This is a genomic window from Hyphomicrobium sp. 2TAF46 (genome assembly GCF_052114865.1).
In the GTDB taxonomy this organism is placed as follows: Bacteria; Pseudomonadota; Alphaproteobacteria; order Rhizobiales; family Hyphomicrobiaceae; genus Hyphomicrobium_B.
In genome coordinates this window covers 21,457-47,104 of the sequence record NZ_JBFRFO010000010.1, presented here as the reverse complement: position 1 = coordinate 47,104, position 25,648 = coordinate 21,457, and the positions used below count along the sequence as shown (strand labels likewise).

28 protein-coding genes and 1 tRNA gene are annotated in these 25,648 nt (G+C 60.1%); 17 read left to right on the top strand and 12 right to left on the bottom strand.

The genetic code is table 11. From position 1 onward, the window contains the following. Window positions 1–243: 243 nt before the first annotated feature. Window positions 244–765, top strand: coding sequence for a single-stranded DNA-binding protein (locus AB4Z24_RS19225; protein ID WP_290992435.1), 522 nt, complete (start codon window positions 244–246; stop codon window positions 763–765). A gap of 276 nt (window positions 766–1,041) precedes the next feature. Here the strand turns inward: AB4Z24_RS19225 and AB4Z24_RS19220 are convergent, their stop codons facing one another. Together AB4Z24_RS19220 and AB4Z24_RS19215 are read right to left on the bottom strand one after the other, a co-directional pair. Further along, window positions 1,042–2,025: a cation diffusion facilitator family transporter gene (locus AB4Z24_RS19220; protein WP_441710741.1), complete on the bottom strand. Its 984-nt coding sequence runs from the start codon at window positions 2,023–2,025 to the stop codon at window positions 1,042–1,044. 156 nt (window positions 2,026–2,181) lie between these two features. Beyond that, window positions 2,182–2,862 (bottom strand): OmpW/AlkL family protein, encoded by a 681-nt coding sequence (locus tag AB4Z24_RS19215; protein ID WP_441710739.1) that lies wholly within the window; start codon window positions 2,860–2,862, stop codon window positions 2,182–2,184. 261 nt (window positions 2,863–3,123) lie between these two features. On the opposite strand from AB4Z24_RS19215, the gene AB4Z24_RS19210 reads away from it, so the two are divergent. Beyond that, window positions 3,124–3,873: a Crp/Fnr family transcriptional regulator gene (locus tag AB4Z24_RS19210; protein ID WP_441710737.1), complete on the top strand. Its 750-nt coding sequence runs from the start codon at window positions 3,124–3,126 to the stop codon at window positions 3,871–3,873. On the opposite strand, the gene gyrA is transcribed toward AB4Z24_RS19210, so the two are convergent. Next, the gene (gene gyrA / locus AB4Z24_RS19205) at window positions 3,863–6,607 is read right to left on the bottom strand and encodes a DNA gyrase subunit A (protein ID WP_441710735.1); all 2,745 of its coding nucleotides are present in this window, start codon (window positions 6,605–6,607) and stop codon (window positions 3,863–3,865) included. The genes AB4Z24_RS19210 and gyrA overlap by 11 nt on opposite strands. A 322-nt stretch (window positions 6,608–6,929) precedes the next feature. Here gyrA and AB4Z24_RS19200 point away from each other — a divergent pair, with 322 nt between their 5' ends. The 11 genes from AB4Z24_RS19200 (at window position 6,930) to tgt (ending at window position 14,944) form a co-directional block, all read left to right on the top strand. Then, a complete protein-coding gene (locus AB4Z24_RS19200) occupies window positions 6,930–7,523 on the top strand; it encodes a PRC-barrel domain-containing protein (protein WP_441710733.1) in 594 nt (197 codons plus the stop codon). 140 nt (window positions 7,524–7,663) lie between these two features. Continuing rightward, entirely contained in the window at window positions 7,664–8,038 is a 375-nt protein-coding gene (locus AB4Z24_RS19195) for a c-type cytochrome (protein ID WP_441710731.1), read from the top strand. Window positions 8,039–8,162: 124 nt separating this feature from the next. After that, the gene (coaD, locus tag AB4Z24_RS19190) at window positions 8,163–8,666 is read left to right on the top strand and encodes a pantetheine-phosphate adenylyltransferase (protein WP_441710729.1); all 504 of its coding nucleotides are present in this window, start codon (window positions 8,163–8,165) and stop codon (window positions 8,664–8,666) included. A gap of 137 nt (window positions 8,667–8,803) precedes the next feature. Beyond that, entirely contained in the window at window positions 8,804–9,652 is an 849-nt protein-coding gene (locus AB4Z24_RS19185; protein WP_441710727.1) for a class I SAM-dependent methyltransferase, read from the top strand. 164 nt (window positions 9,653–9,816) lie between these two features. Next, complete coding sequence (locus AB4Z24_RS19180) at window positions 9,817–10,218, top strand: MGMT family protein (RefSeq protein ID WP_441710725.1); 402 nt, start codon at window positions 9,817–9,819, stop codon at window positions 10,216–10,218. A 280-nt stretch (window positions 10,219–10,498) separates the two neighbouring features. Then, the gene (locus tag AB4Z24_RS19175) at window positions 10,499–11,038 is read left to right on the top strand and encodes a peptidylprolyl isomerase (RefSeq protein ID WP_441710723.1); all 540 of its coding nucleotides are present in this window, start codon (window positions 10,499–10,501) and stop codon (window positions 11,036–11,038) included. Window positions 11,039–11,144: 106 nt separating this feature from the next. Continuing rightward, window positions 11,145–11,621 carry a peptidylprolyl isomerase gene (locus tag AB4Z24_RS19170; protein ID WP_441710721.1) on the top strand — a complete coding sequence of 159 codons (477 nt, stop codon included), beginning with the start codon at window positions 11,145–11,147 and terminating at the stop codon, window positions 11,619–11,621. Further along, on the top strand, window positions 11,621–12,028 hold the full coding sequence (locus tag AB4Z24_RS19165; RefSeq protein WP_441710719.1) for a DUF423 domain-containing protein: 408 nt from the start codon (window positions 11,621–11,623) through the stop codon (window positions 12,026–12,028). The genes AB4Z24_RS19170 and AB4Z24_RS19165 overlap by 1 nt, the downstream gene beginning before the upstream one ends. A 22-nt stretch (window positions 12,029–12,050) precedes the next feature. Beyond that, window positions 12,051–13,151, top strand: a complete 1,101-nt coding sequence (queA, locus tag AB4Z24_RS19160; RefSeq protein ID WP_441710717.1) for a tRNA preQ1(34) S-adenosylmethionine ribosyltransferase-isomerase QueA — start codon at window positions 12,051–12,053, stop codon at window positions 13,149–13,151. A gap of 93 nt (window positions 13,152–13,244) precedes the next feature. Continuing rightward, window positions 13,245–13,664, top strand: a complete 420-nt coding sequence (locus AB4Z24_RS19155; protein WP_441710715.1) for an energy transducer TonB family protein — start codon at window positions 13,245–13,247, stop codon at window positions 13,662–13,664. Window positions 13,665–13,771: 107 nt separating this feature from the next. Beyond that, window positions 13,772–14,944: a tRNA guanosine(34) transglycosylase Tgt gene (gene tgt / locus AB4Z24_RS19150; RefSeq protein WP_441710947.1), complete on the top strand. Its 1,173-nt coding sequence runs from the start codon at window positions 13,772–13,774 to the stop codon at window positions 14,942–14,944. On the opposite strand, the gene AB4Z24_RS19145 is transcribed toward tgt, so the two are convergent. Together AB4Z24_RS19145 and AB4Z24_RS19140 are read right to left on the bottom strand one after the other, a co-directional pair. Next, complete coding sequence (locus AB4Z24_RS19145) at window positions 14,919–15,815, bottom strand: DMT family transporter (protein ID WP_441710713.1); 897 nt, start codon at window positions 15,813–15,815, stop codon at window positions 14,919–14,921. The two genes, tgt and AB4Z24_RS19145, sit on opposite strands and share 26 nt — an antisense overlap. Window positions 15,816–15,941: 126 nt before the next feature. Beyond that, window positions 15,942–16,136, bottom strand: coding sequence for a hypothetical protein (locus AB4Z24_RS19140; RefSeq protein WP_290992395.1), 195 nt, complete (start codon window positions 16,134–16,136; stop codon window positions 15,942–15,944). A gap of 283 nt (window positions 16,137–16,419) precedes the next feature. Here AB4Z24_RS19140 and AB4Z24_RS19135 point away from each other — a divergent pair. Further along, window positions 16,420–16,494: transfer RNA gene (locus AB4Z24_RS19135), tRNA-Lys, on the top strand. 89 nt (window positions 16,495–16,583) lie between these two features. On the opposite strand, the gene AB4Z24_RS19130 is transcribed toward AB4Z24_RS19135, so the two are convergent. The 7 genes from AB4Z24_RS19130 to AB4Z24_RS19100 all read right to left on the bottom strand — a co-directional run bounded on the left by AB4Z24_RS19130 (window position 16,584) and on the right by AB4Z24_RS19100 (window position 23,725). Then, the gene (locus AB4Z24_RS19130) at window positions 16,584–17,786 is read right to left on the bottom strand and encodes a succinylglutamate desuccinylase/aspartoacylase family protein (RefSeq protein WP_441710711.1); all 1,203 of its coding nucleotides are present in this window, start codon (window positions 17,784–17,786) and stop codon (window positions 16,584–16,586) included. 319 nt (window positions 17,787–18,105) lie between these two features. Then, complete coding sequence (locus AB4Z24_RS19125; protein ID WP_441710709.1) at window positions 18,106–20,424, bottom strand: TonB-dependent receptor plug domain-containing protein; 2,319 nt, start codon at window positions 20,422–20,424, stop codon at window positions 18,106–18,108. Window positions 20,425–20,599: 175 nt separating this feature from the next. After that, window positions 20,600–21,496: a PepSY domain-containing protein gene (locus AB4Z24_RS19120; RefSeq protein ID WP_441710707.1), complete on the bottom strand. Its 897-nt coding sequence runs from the start codon at window positions 21,494–21,496 to the stop codon at window positions 20,600–20,602. A 134-nt stretch (window positions 21,497–21,630) separates the two neighbouring features. After that, window positions 21,631–21,852 (bottom strand): hypothetical protein, encoded by a 222-nt coding sequence (locus AB4Z24_RS19115; protein ID WP_441710705.1) that lies wholly within the window; start codon window positions 21,850–21,852, stop codon window positions 21,631–21,633. 33 nt (window positions 21,853–21,885) lie between these two features. Beyond that, window positions 21,886–22,053 carry a hypothetical protein gene (locus AB4Z24_RS19110; protein WP_441710703.1) on the bottom strand — a complete coding sequence of 56 codons (168 nt, stop codon included), beginning with the start codon at window positions 22,051–22,053 and terminating at the stop codon, window positions 21,886–21,888. A 462-nt stretch (window positions 22,054–22,515) separates the two neighbouring features. Next, window positions 22,516–22,794: a hypothetical protein gene (locus AB4Z24_RS19105; RefSeq protein WP_441710701.1), complete on the bottom strand. Its 279-nt coding sequence runs from the start codon at window positions 22,792–22,794 to the stop codon at window positions 22,516–22,518. A 121-nt stretch (window positions 22,795–22,915) separates the two neighbouring features. After that, entirely contained in the window at window positions 22,916–23,725 is an 810-nt protein-coding gene (locus AB4Z24_RS19100) for a slipin family protein (RefSeq protein WP_441710699.1), read from the bottom strand. Between the two features lie 141 nt (window positions 23,726–23,866). On the opposite strand from AB4Z24_RS19100, the gene AB4Z24_RS19095 reads away from it, so the two are divergent. The 3 genes from AB4Z24_RS19095 to AB4Z24_RS19085 all read left to right on the top strand — a co-directional run bounded on the left by AB4Z24_RS19095 (window position 23,867) and on the right by AB4Z24_RS19085 (window position 25,384). Continuing rightward, window positions 23,867–24,115: a hypothetical protein gene (locus AB4Z24_RS19095; protein ID WP_441710697.1), complete on the top strand. Its 249-nt coding sequence runs from the start codon at window positions 23,867–23,869 to the stop codon at window positions 24,113–24,115. A gap of 325 nt (window positions 24,116–24,440) precedes the next feature. Beyond that, a complete protein-coding gene (locus AB4Z24_RS19090; RefSeq protein ID WP_441710696.1) occupies window positions 24,441–24,725 on the top strand; it encodes a hypothetical protein in 285 nt (94 codons plus the stop codon). 305 nt (window positions 24,726–25,030) lie between these two features. Then, window positions 25,031–25,384 (top strand): hypothetical protein, encoded by a 354-nt coding sequence (locus tag AB4Z24_RS19085; protein WP_441710694.1) that lies wholly within the window; start codon window positions 25,031–25,033, stop codon window positions 25,382–25,384. Window positions 25,385–25,648 lie beyond the last annotated feature (264 nt).

Sequence of the window (25,648 nt, the reverse complement as noted above, 5' to 3'; positions counted from 1 at the left end):
ACGCGCCACTGTTTGCCGCGTGCCGGAAGTTCAGACGCTAAGGCCGTGGACAACAGTAAATGATTGGAAGAACGCCGGTTGACGAGCCTTTATTGTCCGCCGGGAGATTCCGCTTTGCAAAGCGGTGTGTCGATGCAACTCAATTGGTGCTGACGTGTAGGAACTCCGTCGGCACTGCGGTCTGGCGGCCATCGTATTTTGCGATCCGGCGGCCAATCGCATTTCATTTAAGGAGACGAACGAATGGCAGGGTCGGTCAATAAGGTCATTCTGGTTGGCAATGTCGGTAAGGACCCTGAAATCCGCCGCACGCAGGACGGCCGTCCGATCGCCAACCTCAGCATCGCGACGAGCGAGACGTGGCGGGACAAGGCAACGGGCGAGCGCAAGGAAAAGACCGAGTGGCATCGCGTCGTCGTCTTCAGCGAGCCGCTTTGCAAGGTCATCGAGCAGTACGTGAAGAAGGGCGCCAAGCTTTACATCGAAGGCGCGCTGCAGACGCGTAAGTGGACCGATCAGAGCGGCGCTGAAAAGTATTCGACCGAGGTCGTCATTCAGGGCTTCAACGGCGCGCTGACGATGCTCGATGGCGCGGGCGGAGGACGCGGCGCATCGGTCGGGATGCAGGAGAGCGGCGCGGATTACGGTTCGGACGGCGGCTTCGGGTCTTCGAGCTCAGGCGGTGGCGAGACGCGGCGCGTCGCCAAGACCGGCGGTCCGAAGGGCGGCTTCGACAAGGCCATCGACGACGAAATTCCATTTTGATTGCTCGTGACGACTCGCGTTCCGCGAGCCGGCCGCCACGAGCGGAAGTTTGGATTGCCGCCAAGTGCGGAAGTGGTTCACGAGTTGGCCGCTGCGAGCACAGGCAGGCTTTAAAGCCCGTGCTCTCTAAACTCGTTTCGGTCGTCATCCCCGCGCAAGCGGGGATACGTCCAAGCCCGAGCGTGCCCCAAGCCTGGATGGATCCCGGCCTTCGCCGGGATGACGGTTCATGTAGATAGAGGGACAGTCGTTGGTGGTATCGCGAGGTTCTGCGTATCAGTGGGCGCCGCTGCCAACGACTTGGACATGAGGCGTGTTTCTATTGGCCTCAAATGCCTGCTCGGACTGCACCTCGATGAAGAGATTATGCACTTCCGGATAGCGTGATTTGATTGCCGTCTGCAGCCGGGCCGTCACGTCCTCGACCGTCCGGGCGCTCACCCAGTTGTCGAAATCGACGCTCGCCGTGACCAGGATGTCCTGCGGTCCGAGGTGCATTGTCCGAATTTCATTGATTTTGCGGATCGGTTTGTCGGCGCCCGTTTCTGCGTCGATGATGTCGCGTAGCCCCATCTGAACCGCGCGCGACGCCGCTTCGCCCACGATCAGCGAGCGGATCTCGCTCGACATGAAGATGGCGACGAATGCGAGGACGCAGCCGATCAGGATCGATGCGACGCCATCCGCCCAGTCATAGCCGCCGAGATCGGCCGCCAGAGTTCCAAGAAGTGCAATCGTCAGGCCGGTCATCGCGGCCAAATCCTCGAGCACGATCGCGAAGAGCGTCGGATCTTTGGAAGCGCGGAGCGCGGTGATGAAGCCCTGTCCCGTCGATCGGCGCCGTCTGTTGAATTCACCGACGGCCTGTACGGTCGAATAGCCTTCAAGCAGCATCGCGACGGCGAGGACGGCGTAAATGACGGATACGTTCTGCAACGGCTGCGGATGCAGGACCTTTTCGAAGCCTTCGTAGATTGCGACCCCGGCGCCGAGAGAGAAGAGCACCATCGCGACTATGAAGCTCCAGAAGTAGATCTCCTTGCCATGGCCGAACGGATGCTGCGCATCAGGGGGAAGATTTGCGCGCCTAATGCCGAGAAGCAGCAGCAACTGGTTCGAGGTATCGACCAGCGAGTGGATCGCTTCCGACAGCATGGCCGATGAAAGCGTCCATGCCGCCGCCAAGAATTTCGCGACCGCGATGGCGAGGTTGCACGCGAAAGCGATGAAAATAACGCTCTTAGATTCGCCTGCTTCCACTCTTTTCGGTGTCCTCGTCTCGTGCCCTATCTCATCCCTAGCTGAAACGTGGCCGAGGCGTCCAGAAGGCTCAAGCGCACATAGCGAGCAGGCAAAAAAAGGGGCCCGGATTTCACCAGGCCCTAAGTCAAGCGATCGCGTCGTCGGGCGCGAGCGCTATTTCAGTGGGGCAGGTTCTGCCCGCGACCCCAGGAGGTCGCTCAAGTTGAAGCGGTAGCCGACGCCGACGGACACGATCAGCGGGTCGACGGTGACGTTGGCTTTGACGCCGGTGTCTTTCCATGACGCGTCGGTATCAAGCCAGACTTTCTTGATGTCGGCGTTGAGGTACCAGCCCCGGCCGATTTCGACGTCGACGCCGCCTTGCAGAGCGAAACCCCAGGAATCGTCGAGGCTGATTTTGGCACCGCCAAGATCGCTGCGGCCGCCGTCAAAGTAGTGAATGTACTGAACGCCCGCGCCGACGTAGGGCTTGAAGCCGCTCATCGGATCGAAATGATATTGGAGCGTCACGATCGGCGGGAAGACCCAAAAGCTGCCAAGGTCTGCACCTTTGAGATCGCCTTCGCCCTTGGCGTTGAAGCGCCCAAAGCAGCAAAATAGTTCGGCGGCAATGTTCTTGGTGAAGAAGTGGGTGAGCGTCAGGGTCGGTATCCACTCGGTGCTGACGTGGGCATCGGCACCCGGATCGATATTGACCCTCGCGCTCGAGTCCGGCGCGACGAGCGTGCCTTGCACGCGGATCAGCGTGTCACCGCTGTAGTCGGCGGCATTTGCCTTAGCCACGCTCAGCGACAGCCCAAGCGCCAGAAGTACAGCTATTCCCACTCTTCGCATCCGTCGGTTCCCCTCATAGTTCCTGCTAGCCCGCCGAGGCCGATGTCGACTCAACGGTCTCTTGTGGGGTTATCGGTGCGTCGCTGCGGAGCGCCCAGGGCCCTGAGGCGCTGCCTTCTGACCGGCATCAGATCAATGCCGCGATCTCGTTGCCTGTGACATGCGAGACACGAATTTTATTGATTTATATCAAGTGCCGTCCCGCCTGACGGGGCGATAACGGCAATTCAAAAAGCCGAACGCTCCGACATAGAGCCCTGCATGTCCATGACTCTCTACAACACCGCCTCGAGAAGTCGCGACCGCGCTGGCGAACGCGTGCGAGCCGATGCAGAATTGGCGGCGTTGATGAAACTTCACGGACGAGCGCAGTTCGTGCGTTTTGGCAATCAGTGTGCGCTTGCGGCGCTTGGCGCCGGTTTCGTCTATGTCGTTGCCAAAGGCGTGGTCGGCATCGAATGCGCAGTTGATTCCGGTGTTCGCGTCGTCACTGCGTTGCTCTATCCTGGGGACCTCATCGTTCCCAAACTTCAGGCGCCATTGCCCAGGCTAGCGCTGACGTCGCAACGGCCAGCCGAATTCTGGAAAATTACGACGACGGCGTTTGCCGAAGAAACGGCTCGCGACAATCAGCTGTGGCAGACGATTTTCGTGCGTCTCAATGCTCAGAATGCCCGACAGCAGATGCATGCGGCGGCGACGTCGGCGCTTACGTCGGAAGAGCGAGTTGCGGCGTTTTTCGTGGAGTGCGGAACACGGCTTGGATTTCCGTCCGGCCGTTCGATCTCGTTCGAGCTGCCGCTATCCCGCTACGGCATCGCAGATTATCTTGCGCTCAATGCCGATACTGTTTCGCGCACTTTTTCGGCACTCGCCGCGGCTAATATTATCGAGCGCCGGGGCCGCTTCCAAATATTGGTTCGCGACTGGCCGGCGCTCGAAGCAAGGTGTCCCCTCAGCGAGGCGATCATTAAGTTGCACGCAGCGGTAAAGCCGGCGCTTACTCGCTGACGGCTTCCTGCGCTTCGTCCTCGTCCTCAGGGATGCGCTCGACGGAAACGACCTTCTCATCGGCGTCCGTCTTGAAGATGCGAACGCCCTGGGTGTTGCGGCCGGCGATGCGAATGTCGTGCACCGGGCAGCGGATCAGCTGACCGCCATCGGTGACGAGCATGATCTGGTCGTTCTCGCCGATCGGGAACGAGGCGAGCAACCGGCCGTTGCGGTCGTTGGCGACCATTGCAACGATGCCCTTGCCGCCGCGTCCGGAGGTGCGGAACTCGAACGACGACGAGCGCTTGCCGAAGCCCTTGATCGAGACCGTCAACACGAACTGCTCGGCCGATTGCATCTCGGAGAAGCGTTCGGGGCTCAAGGTCACGGCGTCGGCGCTGACTTCCTCAGCGTCGGCATCCGGAACGGACTCGGCGTCTTCGGCCTCGTCCGAACGGCGGAGCGCGCTCGCCTGCTTCAGGTAGGCGGCCCGCTCTTCCGCTGACGCATCGAAGTGGTTGAGGATCGCCATCGAGATCACTTCATCGCCGTCAGCCAGGCGGATGCCGCGGACGCCGGTCGAGTCGCGTCCCTTGAAGAGACGGATTTCGTCGCCGATCAGGAAGCGGACGCACTGGCCTTCCGCGCTGGTCAGCAGGACGTCCTGGTCGGGCTTGGCGATGGCGACCTGGACGATGCGATCGCCCTCGTCGAGCTTCATCGCGATCTTGCCGTTGCGGTTGATGCTCTCGAAATCGGCGAGCGCGTTACGGCGCACGTTGCCCGACAACGTCGCGAAAATCAGCTCGAGGTCGCCCCAGGTGGACGAATCCTCAGGCAGCGGCAGGATAGAGGTGATGACTTCGCCCTCTGCGAGCGGCAGCAGGTTGACCAGTGCCTTGCCCGGAGACTGCGGCGCGGCCGGCGGCAGGCGCCAGACCTTCATGCGGTAGCACATGCCGCGCGACGAGAAGAAGAGCACGGGCGTGTGCGTCGACGTTACGAAGAGCTGCGTGACGAAATCCTCGTCGCGCGTCGACATGCCGGAACGTCCCTTGCCGCCGCGCTTTTGTGCGCGGTAGGCGGCGAGCGGGACGCGCTTGATGTAGCCCTTGTGGCTGACGGTGACGACGCAGTCTTCGCGCTGGATCAGGTCTTCGTCCTCGACGTCGCCGTCGAAGTCCATGATCTCGGTTTTACGCGGCGTCGCGAATTCGTCGCGGATGGCCTTCAGCTCGCCCTTGACGATATCGACGACGCGGGCGCGCGATGCGAGAATTTCCAGGTATTCGCGGATCTCGGTTGCGATCTTGTTCAATTCGTCGGCGATCTCGTCGCGGCCGAGAGCGGTGAGGCGTGCGAGACGCAATTCGAGGATGGCTTTCGCCTGCTCTTCCGAAAGGCGGTACGTGCCTTCGGGCCCCACCGTATGGCGCGGATCGGCGATGAGCAGGATCAGCGAGGTCATGTCCTTCGCCGGCCAATCGCGCGCCATCAATTGCTCTTTCGCCTCGGCGGGAGACGCCGAGTAGCGAATGAGGCGGATGACTTCGTCGATGTTGGCGACGGCAATCGCCAAGCCGACGAGGACGTGGGCGCGGTCGCGGGCCTTGTTCAACAGGTGCTTGATGCGGCGGGTCACGACTTCCTGGCGGAAGTGGGTGAAGGCCGTGATGAAGTCCTTCAGGTTCAGGCTTTCGGGACGGCCGCCGTTGATCGCCAGCATGTTGGCGCCGAACGTCGTCTGCAAATCCGAATACTTATAGAGGTTGTTCAGGACGACATCGGCCACGGCATCGCGCTTCAGCTCGATGACGATGCGGATGCCTTCGCGGTTACTCTCGTCCCAAAGGTCGGAGATGCCTTCGATCCGCTTGTCGCGGACGAGATCGGCGATCTTTTCGATGAGCGTGCGCTTGTTGACCTGATACGGGATCTCGGTGACGACGAGGGCTTCGCGATCCTTGCGGATGTTCTCGACCTTGACGCGGGAGCGCATGATGATCGAGCCGCGGCCCTTGTGATAGGCCGAGAGAATGCCGCCGCGGCCGAGGATGATGCCGGCAGTTGGGAAGTCCGGTCCCTGGATGATCTGCGCCAGTTCGTCGATCGTGATCTCGGGATTTTCGAGATCGGCGATGCAGGCATCGATGACTTCGCCCAGGTTGTGGGGCGGGATGTTCGTCGCCATGCCGACGGCGATGCCGCCTGCGCCGTTGACGAGCAGGTTCGGGAATTTTGCGGGGAGTACCGACGGCTCTTTCAGCTGGCCGTCGTAGTTGTCGCGAAAATCGACCGTATCGTTGTCGAGATCGTCGAGAAGATAGGTCGCGACCTTGGCGAGACGGGATTCAGTGTAGCGTTCGGCTGCGGGCGGGTCGCCGTCAATGGAGCCGAAGTTGCCTTGTCCATCAACGAGGGGAACGCGCACGGAGAAGTCCTGCGCGAGGCGAACGAGGGCGTCGTAGATCGCAAGGTTGCCGTGCGGATGGTATTTGCCCATCACCTCGCCGACGATGCGCGCGGACTTGACGTACTTCTTGTTCCAGTCGAGCCCGAGCTCGTTCATCGCGAAGAGGATGCGGCGGTGCACGGGCTTCAGGCCGTCGCGCACGTCAGGCAGCGCACGGCTGATGATGACGCTCATCGCATAGTCGAGATACGAGCGTTTCATTTCGTCCGAGAGGGAGATTGGACGGATATCGCTCGGCTCGCGGCCAGCCGGTTGGTCGTCGTCGCTTCTGTCGGTCAAAGTGTGATCTTTCTAGGAAAAAAGAGCGGGCGAGGTGCGCCGGACGCCGGTGCAAAAACAGCGTCTGTACTATAGCAGAATTGAATTGTGAAAGCCACTCGCGCGGCGTCGTGCCACGGGTTCGTGGCATTGAAAAAATATCTGTGAAAACAGTGTATTACAGCGGCGTCGGCTGCCGAAATCCGAACATGTGGACGACTTGCTGGCGACATATCCGGGCGGTACACCCAAAGCCTCGCACGACGGGCGGCAGATTCGCTCCCGATGCGGGTGTCGCGGAGCTTCGAGCGATCCCGCACGTCACCCGAAAAGGACATACGAAATGACATCCAGGATTGTTGTTTTGGCGTTTGGTGCGCTGATCGCGGGCGCGATGCCGGCCTTTGCCGACGACACATTTTTCGCGGAACAGAAGCCGACGGAATATCTCGTCAAAGATCGTCTCCTCGGCGCGAACGTTCACGATAAGGATGGCAAGATCATCGGCGATATCGAAGATCTCGTCGTCGATAGCGATAACAAGATCGTCGGCGTGATCATCGGTGTCGGCGGTTTGCTCGGCGTCGGCGAGAAGAAGGTTGCCGTCAGCCTGCCGTCGCTCGGCATCGAAGCGGCGGGGAACAAGATCAACGTCACGATGCCCGCGGCGACGAAGGAAGCGCTGACGGCCGCGCCCGCCTACAAGCGCGCCAATCCGCCGATCGGCTGGCTGCAGCGCGCTGCCGACAAGAGCGACGAGATTCGCGACAAGTCGGGCCCCGCTTACGAAAAGGCCAAAGAGGCGGCGAAGGAAGCCTACGAATCCGCGAAGGAAGCGGCGGGTCCGGCAATTGAAAAGGCGAAGGAAGAAGCTCGCGAAGCTCTCGACAAGGCGAAAGCCGCGGCGCAGCCCACAGATCCGCCGAAGGCAAACTGAGCGAAATCTCCCGACAATTCAAAACGGCTATTGCCTGGAACCCCGGAGCGGAACGCTACCGGGGTTTTTTGCGTTCGGAGATTAAGAACATTTGGCAAATAGCAGTGCCGCCGCCGCGGCGTGGCGGCGAGGAGAGGCATATGCGCAATTTACTCGCCGGGTTGGCCGTTGCTTTGTCTGCGGCTTGTAGTGGAGGCGCCTTTGCGGCGGACGAAGCCAGCCAAGAAGCGTTCAACAACAACTGCCGCACATGCCATTCGTGGAAGAAGGGCGACAATCGCTTGGGTCCCAGCTTGCACGGCGTCGTCGGCCGCAAGGCGGGTAGTGCGGAAGGTTTTGCTTTTTCGGAGACGCTCAAGAAATCGAGCGTCACCTGGGACGAGGGTTCGCTCGATAAGTTCATCGCTAATCCCGACGGCTTCATTCCGAGTAACAATATGAAGCCCTTCACCGGCATTGCCGATGCCGGGACCCGCAAACAGATCATCGACTTTCTGAAATCGAACCCGGAATAGCCGTTTGAGCTCGAATCGGGCGAAGCGGGCGATATTCATCCTATCCGTCGAAGTCTGCGGGATGCCTCTGGGCAAGGCTCACGGCCAACGCTATTCAGGAGCGTCCTGATTTGCGAAGGCTTTCATGATGCGCATCGGCTTCTATTCCGGTTCTTTCGATCCCGTGACGCTCGGGCATACCGACGTTATCCGGCGTGCGGCGGGGCTTTTGGACAAGCTCGTCATCGGCATCGGGATCAATCCGGGGAAAGCGCCGATGTTCGGCGACGCGGAACGTGTCGCGATGCTCGAGGAAGAAGTTGGCCCGATCGCTAAGGCGACGGGGACGGAGATTTCGGTCGTGACGTTCTCAGGGCTCGCGATCGACGCGGCGCGGACGAACGCCGCTTCGATCATCGTCCGGGGGCTGCGTGACGGCACCGACTTCGATTACGAAATGCAGATGGCCGGAATGAACGGCGAAATGGCGCCCGAGATTCAGACCGTCTACGTCGCGGCCTCGCCTTCGGTACGGCATATCGCGGCAAACCTCGTGCGCGCTGTCGCGGCAATGGGTGGCGATCCCTCGCCGTTCGTGTCGAAAGCCGTGCTGAAGCGTCTCAAGGCGAAGGCGCCAAAAACGCGATAGTGCGGGTCGCATAACCTCACGTTCAAAAGCCGACCTGCTGACGCTTCTTCGCAAAGTCCCGCTCGGACGCGTGACGGGCGTCCTCTAGGGGGGGCCTTTCCGCCAATGTTTTTCGTGCGACAGCATCGGGTAGCGAGATGACCGATTACGAAGAGCAGAACCGCAAGTCATGGAACGTCGCGACGGTTGCTCACAACAGCCACAAGGGCGATCAGGCAGCTTTTTTCAGAGATGGCGGCTCAACCCTGTTTCCAGAAGAGTTGCGATTGCTTGGGGATGTGCGGGGCCGTAACGTTCTACACCTTCAGTGCAACTCAGGGCAGGATAGTCTCAGCATCGCCGCCTTGGGTGCCCGGGTCACCGGCGTGGACATCTCCGACGAGGCGATTACCTTCGCGACCGAATTGGCTGCCCAATCTGGGATTTTTGTCACGTTCCACCGGGACGAGGTCATAAACTGGCTGCATACGGTTTCAGCCCAAGGTCAGAGATTCGAAATAGTGTTCGTCAGCTATGGGGCGCTTTGCTGGCTACCTGATATCAATGCATGGGCAAGGGGAGTCGCATCTGTCCTCTCGTCAGGGGGGCGATTGATTCTGGTCGAGTTTCACCCTTTCGCCATGTCGTTCGATGAAAGTTGGACGTTAAAATACGACTATTTCTGCCCGGATCCTATCGTCTCCCTCGATGGCGTCGGCGACTATGTAGCGGCTTCCGGCGAAGGGCTTGCCGGCGCCGGTCATCCTGAGGGGGTTCAGGATTTCGCGAATCCTCATCCCAGCGTCGAGTTCTCTTGGGGAATTGGACAAGTTGTTACGGCCTTGATCGAAGCGGACCTGCGCATTTCCAGACTAGAAGAATTGCCTTACTCGAACGGCTGGAAGGGATTCGATGGAATGGAACAGCGGGACGGACGCAGGATGTATCGGCGTGCGGGACAGCCTGCTATTCCTTTGATGTACGCGCTGGAAGCTGCAAAAGCCTGAGATTCAGACCGTCTACGTTGCGGCTTCGCCTTCGGTCCGGCACATCGCGGCAAACCTCGTGCGCGCTGTCGCGGCAATGGGTGGCGATCCCTCGCCGTTCGTGTCGAAAGCCGTGCTGAAGCGTCTCAAGGCGAAGGCGCCAAAAACGCGTTAAGGCGCGTGTCATGACTCCGAGACCCAAAGCCGACCTGCTGACGCTGCTGAGGCGCATCCCCCTCGGACGCGTGACGACGGCAGAGAGCCTTGCGGGCGAGATCGGCATTCCGGCGTCGCTCGCCGCGACGATGCTGGCGCAGCTGACGGAGGATGAACGCGATCTCGTTCCCTGGCATCGGGTGGTTGCGAAGGGCGGCGCTATCGGCCGGGGGCTGTATCGCGATCAGCAGTTCGCGCGGCTGGTCCGCGAAGGCGTGATGGTTTCTCCCGCCGGGATCGTCCAGGACATGGCGCGACATCTTCTGGTGTCGCTGGACGCTGCATCCTTAAAGAGCGCGGCGCGCGTCGAGCCGCCGTCACCGGAAGGGAGGCCGCCCGGACGGTCGCGCGGCATGAAACTCCGGCCTTAGATTGCGATCATTTTAAATAGAATGGCATAGCTAGCTCAGGTTGGTTTCCTTCTCCCCGGGGAGAAGGTGGCCGAAGGCCGGATGAGGGGAAGCCCCTCACCCCAGCCCTCTCCCCAAGGGAGAGGGAGAAGAAGTGGCGATTGCCATTAGAGCGTGGGCCGGGGTTGCGGGGCAGCCGTCAAATCGCCATAAGGGCGGCAACACTGCCCGCCGCTACAGGCCGGCGGCAGTGATCGACAGACAAAATCGCCGGCGAAATCATAAATCCACGAGGAGCGCCATGGTCAGACTGCTTTCGATTATTCTCGCGTCGTTGCTCGCAATGAGCGCGTTTGGAACACTTTCGGCGCAGGCCGCCGGCGATAAGCTCGTCATCGAGCTCAAGAACGGCAAGGTCGTCATTCAGCTCCGGCCCGAGCTTGCGCCCAAGACCGTCGCGCAGATCAAGACGCTCGCCAACCAGGGCTTCTACAACGGCATCAAATGGCATCGCGTCATGGACGACTTCATGGCGCAGACCGGCGATCCGACGGGAACGGGCGCGGGCGGCTCGAAGCTTCCCGATCTTCCGGCCGAATTCTCGAACGAGGAATTCAAGCGCGGCACCGTTGCGATGGCGCGCACGTCCGATCCGAATTCGGCGAACAGCCAGTTCTTCATCTGCTTCAACAGCATCGGCTGCGCGAGCCTCAAAGGCAGCTACACGATCTTCGGCCAGGTCGTGGAGGGCATGGAGTTCGTGGACGTGATCAAGCGCGGCGCGCCGGGCTCGGGAACGGTTACCAACCCCGACACCATGCTGAAAGTCTACGTGCAATAATTGAATCTCCCTCTCCTGATCGCCACTTGGCGATGGGGAGAGGGTTGGGGTCCCTAGCCCTCTCCCCGCCAACGGGAAGAGGGAATAACGAGAAAGGAATGRTCCCATGGCCGAATACAAAGATCCCGAAAACACGCTCATCATCGAGACGAGCAAGGGTCCCGTCGTGATTGAGCTGCGCCCGGATCTGGCGCCGAAGCACGTCGAGCGCATCAAGACGCTGGCCCGCGAAGGTTTCTATGACGGTATCGTCTTTCACCGGGTGATCGACGGTTTCATGGCGCAGACGGGTTGTCCGCAGGGCCGCGGCACGGGTGGTTCGAAGCTGCCGAACCTGCCTGCCGAGTTCAATGCCGAACCGCACGTGCGTGGCGTCTGCTCGATGGCCCGCGCGGCCAATCCCGACTCGGCGAACAGCCAATTTTTCATCGTCTTCGATGACGCGACTTTCCTGGACAAGCAGTACACGGTCTGGGGCAAGGTGATCGAAGGCATGGAAAACGTCGACAAGATCAGCAAGGGCGAGCCGCCGAAGAACCCGGACAAGATGGTCAAGGTTCGCGTCGCGGCGGATGCCGCCTGATGCGTGACACAGGCAACAACGGACAGGGCGCGCTGAGCGGCGCGCCTTTTCTCATTCTGGTGTGGGCCGGTCTCGCGGGTGCAGCGGGCGTCGGTCTTGCGGCGGCGGCTGCGCATAAGGTCGACAGTCCGGCGCTCGGAACGGCGGCGACAATGCTGACGCTGCACGCTGCAGCGGCCGTTGGAATTTTTGCCGTCGCATTGCGCGCTGTGTGGGCGAAAATCTGGAGCGCGGTGGCGCTGCTCATGCTTTTCGCCGCTTCGCTTTTCACGGGCGAGATCGCCTATCACACGTTCTCAAACGACGCCTCGTTTCAGATGCTGGCGCCTATAGGCGGCACGTTGATGATCGTGAGTTGGCTGCTTGTTGCATGTCTCGCCATCGCGGAGGCGCTCGCCAAGCGCTGAGCCGCTCATCTAAAGTCTTTTGATGCGTACCGATCTCTTCGATTTCGAATTGCCCGACAGCGCCATTGCGCTGCATCCGGCTGAGCCGCGCGACGCTGCGCGGATGCTCGTCGTGCATCCCGTGGCGGGTAGTTGTGCGCGCGATGACGCCGATCTCGCCGACAAGACGGTGCGGGATCTGCCGGGGTTGCTTGCTCCCGGCGATGCGCTCGTCTTCAACGATACGAAAGTCATCCCTGCCGCGCTTTCGGGTGTCCGCATGCGCGGCGAGACGCGGGCGAAGGTCGATTTCAATCTGACGAAGCGGGTCGATGCCAATGCGTGGCGTGCCTTCGCGCGTCCGGCGAAGCGTCTCGAACCCGGCGACCGCGTGCATTTCGGTCACGGGGACGACACCTGCATGCTCGGCGCGCTCGACGCAACGGTCGCTGCGAAGGGCGAGGCGGGGGAGGTGACGCTCGCGTTCGATCTGACTGGCGATGCGCTCGACGATGCGATCAAGGCTGTCGGGCTGATGCCGCTGCCGCCGTACATCGCGTTGAAGCGTGAGGCCGACGCGCGCGATCGCGACAGCTATCAAACGATCTACGCGAGCAAGGAAGGCGCGGTCGCGGCGCCGACGGCGGGGCTGCACTTCACGCCCGAACTGCTGGCGGCGCTGGAAGCGCGCGGGATTTCGCGGCATTTCGTGACGCTGCACGTCGGCGCCGGTACGTTCCTTCCCGTCAAGGCTGAGGATACCGATGCGCATGTGATGCATTCGGAGTGGGGCGAGGTTCCGGCGGAAACGGCGGCGGCGCTCAACGCGGTCAGGGCGCGCGGCGGGCGCATCGTTGCAGTTGGCACGACGTCGCTGCGTCTTCTCGAAAGCGCGGCGAAGGACGATGGCAGCATCTTGCCCTGGTCAGGTGAAACGGCGATCTTCATCACGCCGGGCTATCGCTTCAAGGCGATCGATATTCTGATGACCAACTTCCATCTGCCGCGTTCGACGCTCTTCATGCTCGTGTCGGCGTTTGCGGGCCTCGGGACGATGCGCGCGGCCTATGGGCATGCGATCCGCTCGGGCTATCGGTTTTATTCGTACGGAGATGCCAGCCTGCTATTTGCAGATCCCGTCTGATTTTTTCTCTGCCCCCGCAAGAAAATCATACGCTGGCGCGTCGAAGGTAGAAAGTATACAAAAATAATATAGTTTTGTTCTTTGGGGGCAGAAATGCGAGAATTTTCGACGTGCTGCTGCGCATTGTTCGTGGCGGTGTTAGCGACGGGTATGCTTGGTGGCCAGACGGCAATAGCCAAAGAGCGCGGTGGCTCTCAAGAGAAGAGCTTCAAAGAGCACCTGTCCGCGGACGACCAGCAGAAGGTTGAATATTATGCCAGGGCTGTATACGCCAAGATAGCCTCATGGAGTTGGTGGACGCGAGGCTTTGGATTTCCCCCTGGCGTGTGCATGGTCAAATTCAAAGTAGCGCCTTCGGGAGCAATCGCGACGCTGAAAATCGCCAAAAGCAGCGGCAATAGTGACCTGGACGCAGCTGCGGTGAAATTTATAAAGCTATCCAATCCGTTTCCTCCGCCTCCGAGGGTCCGCAACGTGGACTGGGTTTTTGATATACCCGTCCAGTTCCGGTAACCATTCGGATCGGAGGTGTAGCTTTTTGAGCGAGTATCCTTCATGAACTCGCATCCTCTGACATATCTCGGCTTCGTTCTCGGGAAGGAATTTTTTTGCAAGACGTATTGGCCGCTGAGGCGAAAGCGGAAGCGCCCTTTAGGTTTCGGCGCTTAGCTCAAGACGGCAAGGCGCGCCGCGGCGAGATCGTGACGCCGCGCGGGATCATCCGTACGCCGGCCTTCATGCCGGTCGGCACTGTCGCGACCGTGAAGGCGCTGTACCCGGAGCAGGTGCGCGACGCGGGCGCCGACATTCTGCTCGGCAATACGTATCATCTGATGCTGCGCCCTGGAGCGGAGCGTGTTGCGAAGCTCGGCGGCCTGCACAAATTCATGCGCTGGGAAAAGCCGATCCTGACGGACTCCGGCGGCTTCCAGGTGATGAGCCTCGGCAAGATCCGCAAGATCACCGAAGAGGGCGTGGCGTTCCAGTCGCATCTGGACGGTTCGCGGCACATGCTGTCGCCGGAACGGTCGATCGAGATTCAGTGTCTGCTTGGCGCCGATATTCAGATGCAGTTCGACGAATGCATCGAGCTTCCGGCGGAGCGCAAAGAAGTCGAACGGGCAATGGAGTTGTCGCTTCGCTGGGCCGAGCGGTCGAAGCGCGCGTTCGAGGCGCAACTGGCGGCAGGCGGCGCGCGGCCGGGACAGGCGCTGTTCGCGATCGTGCAAGGTGGTACGGACTTGGAGCTTCGCAGGCGCTCGGCGGAAGCGCTCGTGGCGATGAACTTCCCCGGGTATGCGGTTGGCGGGCTTGCGGTCGGCGAGGGCCACGAGGCCATGATTGCGACGCTTGGAGAGACGCTGCCGCATCTGCCGGCGGACAAGCCGCGCTATCTGATGGGCGTTGGCACGCCGCTGGACCTCATCGAGGCCGTGCGGCTCGGTGTCGACATGTTCGATTGCGTGATGCCGACGCGGAACGGCCGCCACGGCTATGCCTTCACCTGGAACGGACCGCTCAACATGCGCAATTCGAAGCATGCCGAGGATCCGGCGCCGCTCGACGCGCTAAGCTCGTGCCCGGCGGCGCGCGACTATTCCCGCGCCTACGTTCATCACCTGATCAAGTCGGGCGAATATCTCGGCGCGATGATCCTGTCGTGGGTCAATACCGTCTTCTATCAGGAGCTGATGGCGGCGATGCGGTCGGCGATCGAGGAGGGCCGCTTCGAAGCTTGGGCGGAAGAGACGAAGGCGCGCATCATCGCTAATCCACAGGCTCAAGAGCCATAAGGCTCTCGCGGTGGGCGATGCGCTCGCGATGGATCAGGTAGAGACCCGACGCGACGATGATGAGCGCGCCCGCGAAGCTCCAGCGATCCGGCTGATCGCCGAAGACGACGTAGCTCAGCGTGATCATGCTGATGAGCTCGAAGTAGAGGAACGGCGTCACGGCCGACACCGGCGCGAAGCGATACGCCTGGATGATGAGATAGTGACCGCCGCCGCCCAAAATGCCGAGCGCCAGCAGCAGAGCCCACGACCATACGCCCTCCGGCCACACCCATTGGCTGATCGCGAACGGGGCTGCTGCAATGCTGCCGACAACTATACCGTAGAACAGCGTCACGAGGGAGGAGTCCACCATCGTCAGGCGGCGCGTGACGATGATCAGCAGGGAATAGGCGAGCATTGAAAGAAACGCCGCGATGAAGGCCGGATGCACGGCGGAGACGCCCGGCCGGACGACGACCAGAACTCCAAGAAAGCCGACGAAAATAGCTGCAGCCCGGTGCCAGCCGATGTGCTCGCCAAGGAGAGGAACGGCGAGCGCCGCGACGATGAGAGGCGTGAGGAAGGTGATCGAAACCGTCTGATCGAGCCGCAGATATTTCACCGCGATGAAGTTGAAGATAGTGGTTGCCAGCATCAGCGACGACCGCGTCAGCTGAAGATTGAGATTGTTGGTTTTGAGGAGCTTCGGCATCGCGGCGGGCCCAAGCACGGCCACCATGCAAAGGGCCTGGCCGAGGAAGCGCAGCCATACGATCTCCGACGTCGGGATGCCTGTGTTCAGGACGAGGTACTTCGCGGAGGTATCCAAGGCGGCAAACAGCGTCACCGCCGTGCACATCAGGAGAATGGCCTTCAGCCGATCGGGCATGTTCGTGAAGCTTCAAAGGTGGTGCGCAAGCGCGCCGCCGCATGGGAGGAGCGCGGCGCGGGATGCGGATGACTGGGATGCTGAATTTGTCGTGGAGCGTACGTGGATCGAGACGAGGCGCGGGAGCTATTGCTTGAGCAACTCGTCGCGCTCTTTCAGAAGGGCGTCGAGCCGGGCCTGCTGATTTGCGATGCGGTCGGAGTTGAGCTCTTCGTCCGCGGCGCCTGAATAGCCGGCCGCCTGTTCAACGAGCTCGCGGAGGTTGTCGCGGATGATCGCGATGCGCTGCTCGATCTCGGCGAGGGCTTCTGGGTCGGGCATGGCAGTTCCTGTTTGCTGGCGGTCACGCGCGCCATTGGGCGCGGCCGCTTCTTAGCGGTGATATACCGCGCAAGCCGGGGCCGAGCCACCCACGTTTGTGCAGGGCTGCGACTATCCGTCAGAAGAGCTGGTGGAATGAGGGTTGCGGGTTCCGAGCCCCGTTTCTATAAGCTCGGTTCGGCGCGCGACACGCCGCATTCCACGAGGGGGTGCGGCAAGGCATGGGCCGGACTGGCGCCGGATGAAGTGAATTCGTCCAAGCTATTGATTTTGGTGCGTTAAAGGGCCCGTAGCTCAGCGGTAGAGCATCTGACTTTTAATCAGAGGGTCGTTGGTTCGATCCCAACCGGGCTCACCACCAATATCAATGCCTCAGTTTACGTGCCGAATGGTCCGGAAATAATTCGGGGGTGATCCCGTTTTCTCCCTTGGCGCTCCACAGGACCATTACTCGGGATATGACTTTTCGCTGTAGGTCTGCGCGCTCGCCTGCGAGGCCGAACCCGGCTGGCTGAAAAGGATGAACGCCAACACGTTACCGGGGTCCGACAACGCGTCAGTCCGATAGGCCGCCAACTTGCCATTCACCGCGGTGGTATATTCTGCGACGACCTCGCCAAACATATTTCTCTGCACGGCAATCATCTGACCGGCTTTGACTTCATCATCGAGCTTTGCGTGAAACTCAACCAAGCCGCCCTGTGTCGCGATGATGGGAAACGCGGCGTCGCCGATGAGCATGTTCGCGTCCGCCGCTGTCCGGCCAATGGGGCCGCTCATCACCCCATAGTGTTTGAGCACGTTCAACGTGCCCTCAACGAACAGAGCGATCATATCCCTATCTAGGACACGCGCCGCGCCAACTTCGGGCGTGAAGCATGGGATGCCGACATCGACAAACGCGTTGTGCAGCACCCCCGGGTAAGCGGGATCATCCCACATCAATCCGACGGGATATAGGTCCGCCATGGTCTTCACGTCCGGAAGTCGGCGATCGCCGATGACAAAGGCGGCGACTTCCAGGCCGGTCGTCCCAGTGTGGAAGTCAATCGCGAAGTCAGAGTTCGGCCTCAGAAGGCGGTTGAACAATAGGCCTGCGTGACGGCTTGTGGCGCTCGCGCCATTCTCGTCTCCGGGCCACTCCCGATTCATGTCGATGAGATCGGCACCGCGCCCCGAGTTGGGCCACCGGCGCTGCATGCTTTCTACCGCCGGGCGCGCGATATCGGGAACGGCCATGACAGTTCCGGACATCTGCGCGGGATCGAGCCGGTCGATCACAGTTTGGACCGTCTGGATCGAACTCATCTCGTCGCCGTGCACACCGCTGGTCAGGGTGAAACGCTTGCCGGGTCTATTCCCTTTGGCAACGATAACCGAAACATACAGGTGCTGACCGCTGGGTGCCTGAACGCCCTGAAAATAGAGAAAATGCTTTCGGCCAGGCTCAAGGTCGTCGACGTTCAGCCGACTGACAACTTTCTTTCCTTGGATCGTCTCGCCTGTGTAAGCGGTTGCAGTCTCTGAGCTGAGTGTCCCCGCATTCCCTTGTGAAGCCGCCGCAACAGATTCGCTGGAGAGGACCGAGGTACCGGCGGCAGCAATCGAAGTGGTCATGAAATCGCGACGATCGATCTTGTTAGTCGACATAACAGAGACCTTTCGTCAGATGGATCGGATAGCCGAAAGTGCAGGCAATTTTCGTGTGGCAGCAACAGAGCAGCTATGGACGAAGGGCGTCAAACAGTTCTTCGAGTCGAGCATTGCCAAGGTTAAGCGGATGTGAATCCGAGTGGCCCATGAACTCGCATGACAAGCTGCGCGTCCTCATCCCGGCGGCGGCACGATCGCCAACGGGCGACGATTTCGCTTATGCCTTCGTGGAAAGGCGCTGCGCAAACAAAATTTGCGCACGATCCCAAGACCGTGCGCAAATTTTTTGTGCCTCATCGTTGGCGGTCGATCGTTCTTACCAGCCGTATGACAGCCGAGCGTAGTAGACCGAAGGCGACGGCTCGATGCTGTGAGTGCGAGCCGTGATCGTACCGGCAGAATTACGCGTCGTCAGCGTGCGATCGTCGTCAGCCCGAAGCAGGTTGCTGGCCGACAGAGTCAGGACGGCGTGCTCATCGAGCGAGATGCGTACCGAACCATCCAAGCGATCGAGATTCGAGAAGCTCGTATGCTGGAAGGTGCCGTTCACCAGCTCGATGTTTTGATCGTAGGCATAAGTGCGGTTGTAACCCAGTCCGAATGTCGTCGCCCATGCTCGCACGTAATAGTCGGCGCCGACGTTCGTGATCAGATCAGGTTGCTCGGCAAAGCGGCGCGTCTGTCCCGTCTGCTGGTCGGTAAGTTCCGACTTCATCGCCGTTCCGTTGGCCCAGAGCGTCAGATCCGGGAGCCCGATCATATGCATCGGCAGCCGGCCTTCGAGTTCCACACCGTAGAGTTCGCCGTCGCCGGCATTACGCGGCGTTGAAATCCAGCGGGAACCTTCCTGGGTCAGGGTTCTCTCGATCTTGTCCTCGAAGGAACGCGCAAAGAAGTTCGCCGACAAAAGCCCCGATCGCTGGAAGAGGAAGAAATCGGTGCCGACATCCAAGCCCCAGATCTTCTCTGGCGAGGTATCGGGATTGCCCCGCAGATCCGGATCGGCAATCGTTCCGCTGCCGGTGACGACGGTCGGGGTCAGGTCACGCAAGTCGGGACGACGCAGCGTCCGGGCGACGCCGAGCCTGAAGTCGAGGTCTGGAGCGACGGCGAGTTTGTATTGGATGGACGGATTGAGATCGGCTGAATCGTTGTCGAAACTGTTCTTCGCAAAATCGATCGTTTCGGTGATGCTGTACTCGAACCTGAGGCCGAGCGTCAGCTTGTCATGGCCGAAAACCGAAAACGCGTCGCTGACGTAGGCGTGATAAATTGCTTCCCTGATCTCGTAGTTGCGCTCCGGAAGCGGGACGTTGGTCAAGCCGCGCACCTCGTTCTCGGCTCGCTGCGTTTGCGCCCAGCCAATTCCGGCTTCGAGTTCGTGGCCCCTGACGCGCGTCGTGACAGAGCCGCCGGACGCGATGCGTTCCAGGTCGATGGGTACGAAGCGCGGTGCCTGCACGACGGGCGAGCCGCCCGGCAGACTCGTTTGCGTGGATTTTCGTGTCGTGTCCTCGCGTCCGTTCTGATAGTCGAAGAAGACGCTCGAGCTCGAAACGCCGCTGAATGCGTGCTGCCATTCGAGATAGCTGCCGTATGTTTCACGGATGCGGTGACGGACTTCATGTGTGTCGCGATTGGCCGAGGCTTGATTGTTATTAAGCCGGAGCGTGTGTTGGTCGCGAGCTTCGTCTGTGCGGAGATAGCTCGGCGAGAAAACGATCGTGTTGGCGGGATCGACAGCGAGTTCGAAGCGGGACAGGAACGTATATTCGTCGAACTGGCGATGCTGGTCGACAAGGTTGCCGCCCCTGGGCGTCGTTCCGTTCGTGCTGAAAACGAACTCGTTGGAGCTTTCCTGAACCAGACGGCGCTGATATCCGCCGCCGATGAAATAGCGGAGAGCGCCGATTTGTCCGCCATTCCAGGCCGAAAATTCGCCGGGCGTGCCGTTGCCTTCGACGTAGCCTGAGCCGATCGTTATCTGTCCGCCAGATGGGCCGAAATCGCGGCGCGTGATGATGTTCACGGTGCCTGCGGCACCCTCCGAACTCATACTGGCCAACGGGCTGCGCGTTATTTCAATCCGCTCGATGAAGGTTGCGGGAATGCGATCCACTTCCATGCTGCGGCTGGAATCGCCGTCGATGAGCGGGCGCCCGTCGAGCAAGACCTGTGTGTATTCCTTGCCGATGCCGCGCAGCTTGATATCGCGCGAACGATTGACGCCGGGGAACGTCACGCCCGGAAGGCGTCGCACGGCGTCGCCAATGCTCAGATTATTATATTGTTGAAGTTGGGCGCCCTCGATCACGACGGTGGCGTTCGGGGCTGCGGAACGGAGCGCGAGCGCGTCGATTGCGGCATTGCCGACCGCGTTGCCGGAAGCAACGGGGGAAGTTGCAGACTGGGAAAAAGATGGTGGCGCTGCCTGTACTTCCGAAGAAGAAGACGGAGCGTTTTGAGGCGTCTTTGTCTTTTTGCTTGCTGCCTTCTTGGCGACCTTTGCTTGTTCTGTGGCCGTAACGGTGACCGGCGGCAGGGCGGTTCCTTCTTCTTGCGCATGGGCGACAGTGATGGAGCCTGCCAAAGCCAACGCCGCACACGCCGAGTGAACACGCACGTCCCGAGTCATTCCGTTTCCCCTCAAGATATAATTTTGAGGGGTAAACATCATGCGGAACACAAGCTTACAATATTGTATACAAAAAAATGAAAGATTCTGGCTGACGTTGACACAAAAGTGTCACACATGTGCATGTGTGCTGATCAATTGGCGAGGAAGTTTTCCGACAAAACGCGGGAGTATTTCACGCCATCACGCGCCGTCGGCGTCTCAGGCGGCGTCGCGCCCATATGAATAGTCCCGTCGAAAGCAACAGGATCAGAACGAGCGAGGTCACTGCATTGGCGGAAGCGGACCAAACGCCCGCCCAGTTGCCTTCATGAAGCAGTTTCGGCCAATTCCGCGGCTTGGCGACGAGGCCGCCTGTCGAAACGGCATAGTTGCTATATTCGCCGTCTTCGATGAAACGCGCTTCGGCACCGTTTTTTCTCAGGCGCAAAGTCAGAAGCGTCGCCAGATCGCGTTCGCGTGCAACGATGCGTAGAGCTTCAACGATCGAGCGCGGTGCTGCGTTGGCCGCCATGAGCGGTTCCGGCCCGGAGAACGTCACCTTGTAGAGCATCGCAAGTCCAGTGAGTGGCGCAATGAGGACGAGCGGCAGGGCCGTCCACGCGGCTGCCGTGTGCCAGCCGCTGATGGTGTTGCGCAACGGTCTGGTACCCATCACGATCCCGATCACAGCCAGGGCGAGCATCGCGATGGTGGAGATGGTCACGCCCCATTCGCCGTCGAGCAGCAATGTTTTGTGGATCCGGCGTGCCAGCACATACACGGCAAGCATCGTGCTTCGTTGGCTGGCTTGCTCGCCGGTTGCGAGATCGATTTCCGGACCGCCACGGTCGCCGAGAACAAGCGTGCCGAGAGGCGCATGAACGAAGATGCGGTCTAGGGCGCCGTCCGGATCATGCTTGGCGAGAGCCGCTTCGATTTGGGCCGCGTCGACAACGTTCGGTTTGAGCGTCGAAGCCACAATTGCGGGCTCGAATGACAGGATAAGGCCCGTCAAAAAGACGATCATCAAGGGCAACGCGAAAATGAGCGCCAACCATCGGTGGAGGCGGAGTGTCCAGGCTTTCAGCAACGTCAGACTCGGATTGTTTTGGTGTTGTCAGAGCGTAGGGAAAGCTCGTCAGGCGCGCTTCCGCACGCGCTTCGGGCTTGCTTCGTGTTTACTACAGCGAAACAAGCGCTTCTAGCCAGTGGTGTCTTTGCTATTTAGCTACGCGATTGGATCGCTTGCAAAGCGGCTTCGAGTGCCGCCTGGTCAGATGAATACATCTCCTGAGAGATGTCGGCGCGTCCGTTGCTATCGACCACCTCGAAGAACCAGTCGTCATCCTCGAAGGCACCTCGGAAGACACAGATAACAAGATGTTGGTTGCCGACGTCCAGTTCTCTGCTCAACGGCGAGGTGACGATAAGATCTTCCTGCTTCATCCGATTGCTCCGCGCGAGATGCGCATACGGCAGTTATTCGCGTGCGACAAAACCCAATTTGGAAAGGGCCTGTTCCCCAAGCGACCTATCTTTGCCGCCGGCCTCGACGAGCTGATCGAGATGCCGCACCGTGCGGGCGAGATTGCGGCGCATGGTGCTTTCGAAAAACATCTTGGCCAATGCGTCATCATTCAGAGACAATATTGCCTCTGCCTCCGACCGGGCTTCCTGCAAGCTATCCTCCCAACTCATACGCCACCCAAACAATTGTGCTGAAGGCACGCGGGATCAAAAAATCCCTCGTACTATTTGCGGCTTTCGATTGTCATAATCCAGCTCCGAAGGGCACGACGCTTCGTGATCAGTTAAAAAAGGGAGGGTCAGCTCAACTCACCCGCTCGACGGATGGGCGAGCAAAGGGGGCTGCTGGACGAACGTGGGAGGATCTTCAAGCATGCTGCACTCGATGATCCGCTGAGCACAGATACTCGGGATCGTCGGTTTCCTGGGTGGATTTCTCGGTCCGATGATCCTCACTCCGGAGGCTAATCAGGGACCTATGCTCGGCATCTTCATCATCGGCCCGTTGGGCGTCATCGCCGGCGCTATCGCCGGTCTCGTGCTCGTGCTCTGGAACGGCTTGTGACGGGCAGCCTCTACGGGCTAACCGCTTTCACACGTCTTGTATCGCTCCCACCATTTGAGGTCGTTGGTGTCCAAGGCCCTCTGATGGAAGTAGTCGCATTTGCCGTGCGGGATGATCGCGTGGTCTTTGTAGGTGACGAGGCCGCCGGACGCGGCTGACTCTTCCGCTTGATCTTCGGCAGACGGGGCTGTGGCTGCTTGCGGTCCGGTTTTGTCTTCTTCGGCGACGGCGGCAAAGGCGAGCAAACCGCAAATGCTCGCGCCGATGCAGAAGCCTTTCCATACATTCATTGCCATGGCTGAACCTCTCGGATGAGGGCACAACGGATGATTGCGAGATGCCGGCCGCGGCTCAATAGGCTGTTCGATCTAAGTCGCTTCCAAGCGGCTTCCAAGTCTGGGCCATTCATGAACGGCATCACAATGTCTTCGGCTTGGCATCGTCTCCGTTCGGCCTCAGAAGCACGTCCTCGGTTTTCGCATTCGCCTTGAACATCGCGAGCGCCTCCTGGACCGTGGTCAGGAATTGCGCGGGGAAAATGATCGTCGAATTCCGCTCGGTCGCGATTTCAGCCATGGTCTGCAGCGTTCGCAACTGCAGCGCCACGGGATGTTGCGTGATGATGTCGGCGGCTTCGCCGAGTTTTACGGCCGCCTGGAACTCGCCCTCGGCGGCGACGATCTTGGCGCGGCGCTCGCGTTCGGCCTCAGCCTCCTTGGCCATCGCGCGCTGCATGTTTTCGGGAAGGACGATGTCCTTGATTTCGACGGCGGTGACTTGCGTGCCCCACGGCTCGGTGTGGGTGTCGATCACCTCCTTGATCTGCTCGTTGACGTTCGCCGTTTGCGCGAGAAGCTGATCGAGCGAGAAACGGCCGACGACGTTGCGAACGGTCGTCTGGCTGATCTGATTGATCGCGTCGTAGACGTTCTCGATCGCGATGACGGCCTTCTCGGGATCGGTGATATGGTAGTAGGCGACGGCTGCGATATCGATCGAGACGTTGTCCTTGGTGATGATCTTTTGCGAGGGAATTTGCATCGTGACCGTGCGCAGCGATACGCGCACCATCGTTTGAAACGGGCTCAGAAGAAAAATGAGGCCCGGTCCTCTGACGCCGTTGAATTTGCCGAGCACGAACACGACACCGCGTTCGTATTGGCGAAGAATCCGCACGCATACGGCGGCGTACATCAGCAGGATGATTATGAGGATTGGCCAGAACATGTGTTTCGGCTCCTTCGGCGGCATGTCCGCCCTTGAAAGGTAAACGCGGTTTCGACGCTAGGCGATGATTTTGTTTCCATGCTGACGACTTGAATTCTTACTTCCGGACCCGACTTAAACTCGAAGTCTGGAGGTCAGGCGATGTCACGATTGATAGCGATAGCGGGCGCAATGGCCCTGATGGCGGCAGCGGTTCCGGCCAATGCCGGGGGAGGTGGGGAAGCCGCGGAGTTAGAGGCCGCCCGCGCCAATGCGCGCGCCGGAGGGCCGACAAATGCCCGCGACGCTGAACTGCTTCACCGTTACGGCTGCGAGAGTGGTACGAGAAGTCCTGCGTGCAGGTCCGGAAATCAATACCGGCCGTACTATGGACGATACCGCCGGTATTGAACGAAGCCTCTCTGTTCGGCAGGTTTCGACGAAGCGATGATCTGCGCACGCGCGCTCTGGAAATGAAACTTCGGAGCACTTGAGACTTCGCGTTTTGCTCTCGAAATTTCCAGCGAACGATCCCGCAATCCGAATATGAATGGCCGATGAATATCGGCGGAATTCGTTCGCATTCATCGCGGCGTAAAGCCCCCTTCAGGGCTTCAATTCTCTCCCCACATTCGAATTCGAACACGACGCAAAAGAATGTTGAAACCAAATCGACGCCTCAGGTGTTGGGTCGGTATCAGCGCGGCGGGAAGTCCCGCCAAAAAGGAGTCATGCAATGAGAAAATTTATTGGTCTTGCCGCGGCGCTGGCCTCTGCATTGCCGCTCGCAACTTTCGCAACCACGGCCGACGCGGGTCCGGGTCGTCATTACCACGGCGGCCGCCATTACGCGCACGGATATGACCGTGGTGGGTATCGCTATGGGCATCACCGCGGGCGCGGATACTGGCACAATGGCCAGTGGATCGCTCTTGGCATCGGCGCAGCGATCGTCGGTGCGGCTGCCGCAGACGCTTATGGCGACTGCTACTGGCGCCACGGCTATCGCTACTGCGACTAGAGCGTTTCCGCTTTTCTTTGAATCGCGAAAACGCTCTAGCCTTTTGTTTTGACGCAATTCCAGACGCAAAACCGTTGCACACTTTTGCTGGAATTGCTCCAGGGCCACATCAGTTTCGATGGATTGCCCGGTCTCGAAAGAGCCGGGCTTTCTTTTGCGCGCTTGTGTGCCGAGCTGTGAGAGCAACAGTGGGTTTTGCACAGCGTCCTGTGGACTATTTGTTTTGTGTGGGAATCCCGTGCACGCGCGGTTGGCGGATGCCGCTCTTCCATGCTGCTTAACGCTAGGTTCTGGGAGATTGAGTTATGTTTGGTACGACGGCCCCGAAGATCGTTGCATCCGTGGTTCTTATCGCGTCCGCCAGCGGCACGGCGGGCTTGCCGACAAAGCCTGACCATTCTTCACGTCACGAAGCGCCCGTTGCCCTCGACAGCACGTCTCTGCTCGTCGCAACGCTCGAGAACGGCGAAATCCAGACGCAGTGGATGCCGCGCGATGTCTGCGAGCATGTCGCTTCCGCCGTGCATTCGGGCGATCTCGTCGCCGGGGTGAGGGCTGATGGCGTGAAGGTTTTCATCGCACGCGCGAACTGCAGCACGCGTCGCGTTCCCGTCGATGCAAGCAAAACGGCCTTCAACGCATCACCAAAGGTTGATTGAGGCGCGTCCGTTCTGAATTGCTCAGCGTGCGCCGGCGAGCGACGGTCAATCGGATTGATTGCGGAAGACAAAGGGGCCGCCTTCGGCGCTGTCATAAAACTGTACCAAAAGCGGCCCTGTGCAATCGTACGCTAGAATACATAGGTAGATGCAATGTGATTTAGCTACCGCAGCCAACCGGCGTTGACATCCGCCGTTTGGAGGATTGACGAAAAGAAATTCGCGTCCGATGTGGAGCTTGTTTAGAGGCCTGCCCGTTGGAGT

What these genes read in the sequence shown, in the direction of transcription:
- AB4Z24_RS19115 (WP_441710705.1), bottom strand. Translation starts at nt 21,852, where the DNA reads ATGAAGCAGGAAGATCTTATCGTCACCTCGCCGTTGAGCAGAGAACTG.
- AB4Z24_RS19140 (WP_290992395.1), bottom strand. Translation starts at nt 16,136, where the DNA reads ATGCCCGACCCAGAAGCCCTCGCCGAGATCGAGCAGCGCATCGCGATC.
- AB4Z24_RS19145 (WP_441710713.1), bottom strand. Translation starts at nt 15,815, where the DNA reads ATGCCCGATCGGCTGAAGGCCATTCTCCTGATGTGCACGGCGGTGACG.
- AB4Z24_RS19195 (WP_441710731.1), top strand. Translation starts at nt 7,664, where the DNA reads ATGCGCAATTTACTCGCCGGGTTGGCCGTTGCTTTGTCTGCGGCTTGT.
- AB4Z24_RS19200 (WP_441710733.1), top strand. Translation starts at nt 6,930, where the DNA reads ATGACATCCAGGATTGTTGTTTTGGCGTTTGGTGCGCTGATCGCGGGC.
- AB4Z24_RS19105 (WP_441710701.1), bottom strand. Translation starts at nt 22,794, where the DNA reads ATGGCAATGAATGTATGGAAAGGCTTCTGCATCGGCGCGAGCATTTGC.
- AB4Z24_RS19170 (WP_441710721.1), top strand. Translation starts at nt 11,145, where the DNA reads ATGGCCGAATACAAAGATCCCGAAAACACGCTCATCATCGAGACGAGC.
- AB4Z24_RS19085 (WP_441710694.1), top strand. Translation starts at nt 25,031, where the DNA reads ATGTTTGGTACGACGGCCCCGAAGATCGTTGCATCCGTGGTTCTTATC.
- AB4Z24_RS19175 (WP_441710723.1), top strand. Translation starts at nt 10,499, where the DNA reads ATGGTCAGACTGCTTTCGATTATTCTCGCGTCGTTGCTCGCAATGAGC.
- AB4Z24_RS19090 (WP_441710696.1), top strand. Translation starts at nt 24,441, where the DNA reads ATGAGAAAATTTATTGGTCTTGCCGCGGCGCTGGCCTCTGCATTGCCG.
- AB4Z24_RS19215 (WP_441710739.1), bottom strand. Translation starts at nt 2,862, where the DNA reads ATGCGAAGAGTGGGAATAGCTGTACTTCTGGCGCTTGGGCTGTCGCTG.
- AB4Z24_RS19155 (WP_441710715.1), top strand. Translation starts at nt 13,245, where the DNA reads ATGCGAGAATTTTCGACGTGCTGCTGCGCATTGTTCGTGGCGGTGTTA.
- AB4Z24_RS19130 (WP_441710711.1), bottom strand. Translation starts at nt 17,786, where the DNA reads ATGTCGACTAACAAGATCGATCGTCGCGATTTCATGACCACTTCGATT.
- queA (WP_441710717.1), top strand. Translation starts at nt 12,051, where the DNA reads ATGCGTACCGATCTCTTCGATTTCGAATTGCCCGACAGCGCCATTGCG.
- coaD (WP_441710729.1), top strand. Translation starts at nt 8,163, where the DNA reads ATGATGCGCATCGGCTTCTATTCCGGTTCTTTCGATCCCGTGACGCTC.
- AB4Z24_RS19210 (WP_441710737.1), top strand. Translation starts at nt 3,124, where the DNA reads ATGTCCATGACTCTCTACAACACCGCCTCGAGAAGTCGCGACCGCGCT.
- AB4Z24_RS19225 (WP_290992435.1), top strand. Translation starts at nt 244, where the DNA reads ATGGCAGGGTCGGTCAATAAGGTCATTCTGGTTGGCAATGTCGGTAAG.
- AB4Z24_RS19180 (WP_441710725.1), top strand. Translation starts at nt 9,817, where the DNA reads ATGACTCCGAGACCCAAAGCCGACCTGCTGACGCTGCTGAGGCGCATC.
- AB4Z24_RS19185 (WP_441710727.1), top strand. Translation starts at nt 8,804, where the DNA reads ATGACCGATTACGAAGAGCAGAACCGCAAGTCATGGAACGTCGCGACG.
- AB4Z24_RS19100 (WP_441710699.1), bottom strand. Translation starts at nt 23,725, where the DNA reads ATGTTCTGGCCAATCCTCATAATCATCCTGCTGATGTACGCCGCCGTA.
- AB4Z24_RS19095 (WP_441710697.1), top strand. Translation starts at nt 23,867, where the DNA reads ATGTCACGATTGATAGCGATAGCGGGCGCAATGGCCCTGATGGCGGCA.
- AB4Z24_RS19125 (WP_441710709.1), bottom strand. Translation starts at nt 20,424, where the DNA reads ATGACTCGGGACGTGCGTGTTCACTCGGCGTGTGCGGCGTTGGCTTTG.
- AB4Z24_RS19165 (WP_441710719.1), top strand. Translation starts at nt 11,621, where the DNA reads ATGCGTGACACAGGCAACAACGGACAGGGCGCGCTGAGCGGCGCGCCT.